This window comes from Halomonas sp. AOP30-A1-24, assembly GCF_052378165.1.
Lineage (GTDB): Bacteria > Pseudomonadota > Gammaproteobacteria > Pseudomonadales > Halomonadaceae > Vreelandella > Vreelandella citrativorans.
On the sequence record NZ_JBQSXL010000084.1, the window covers coordinates 1 to 1,127 of the forward strand.

Here is a 1,127-nt window from a genome sequence, read left to right on the forward strand (position 1 = left end):
TAAAAAATGGAACCTATGAAGCCAAAAGTAGTTGCTGCAGCTATAGTATTACTCATATCTTCTCTATTTTCATTTAAGGAAGTATTCGAGGTGAATGTATTTTCATCACAATACATTAAATAGGCGTACTGTATATGTCGTTTATTAAAACCTAATTCATCGATTGTTTTATCAACTTGAGCTTGAGTATATACAGGGGAACCACCATACCTCTTTGCAAGTGCTGGGTGTAGTTTATACTTGTATTTACGAATTGCTGAATTCTTCCCGAACATTGAAACTCCTTTACGCATAACGCCAGAACTAAGCCAACCCGCGAAGCGGGTTCGGCTTGAATGAATTGTTAGGCATATGATTTACCACCACCAGTACTTTCGTGCTAGGCGATCAATCTCTTCCTGCTCTGATGGTGTCAATCTTTTACCACTGAACCTGCGCTTGTTCTTGAGCTGCTGGTAACGATCCAAATCGCCCTTGTTGGACAGACTGGCGCCAATAATACCAACAAGAACGACTGCCCCAATAACGAAACCGATCACAGCGCCCACCCTCCCTAACTCCTGTAGCTGCGGCAAATTGCGAGCACAGCGAGTATTTTGTCCGACAGCCTACATTTGTTAGGCTTCCCCCCTATAGATTTGCCAAAAACTCCTGAATTTGCGGAGCTCTTTGAGCGGCATATCGGTAGCCACTAATAACCTTTTCAAGCTGCTGCCTTGTGTCAATTGGCACATGATACGACTTAATGCATACACCTTGAGCGAAACTTCCGATACGAATATTCATCCCCATTTTGCCAAGCTTTGAAAACTCACCACCGCTTGGTATCGATGACTTTAGTTGTTCGTACTCTTGATAGTTTTCGCTGAACGCTGAAATATATTTTTCAATTGAACTGCCAAAAACCGAAACAAATGTTCCGTTATATCTCATGTCTGGACCAGAAAAATAATAGGAAATTTCCCATGATGTTTTAGTTACCTTCAATTTACCGCCTCAAGGAAGTTGCTCTTCGTATGTATCTATACTCATTCTGGCCTCAATATGCCATATTAAGCCTACAGTGATTAAGTGATTATGCATAAATTATAGTGTATAAATAACAAAGACCCAACAGAGTAAAACAC

The 1,127-nt window shown here is 40.8% G+C and carries 3 protein-coding genes; all 3 read right to left on the bottom strand.

The window, feature by feature from the left end; translation table 11 throughout:
* A partial coding sequence (locus tag ACT3TJ_RS17960) for a DUF6559 family protein (RefSeq protein ID WP_444622835.1) occupies nucleotides 1-275 on the bottom strand: 275 nt, incomplete at its 3' end.
* Nucleotides 276-356: 81 nt separating this feature from the next.
* Entirely contained in the window at nucleotides 357-548 is a 192-nt protein-coding gene (locus ACT3TJ_RS17965; protein ID WP_444666133.1) for a hypothetical protein, read from the bottom strand.
* Nucleotides 549-630: 82 nt separating this feature from the next.
* Complete coding sequence (locus ACT3TJ_RS17970; protein WP_444622837.1) at nucleotides 631-987, bottom strand: hypothetical protein; 357 nt, start codon at nucleotides 985-987, stop codon at nucleotides 631-633.
* Nucleotides 988-1,127: the final 140 nt, after the last annotated feature.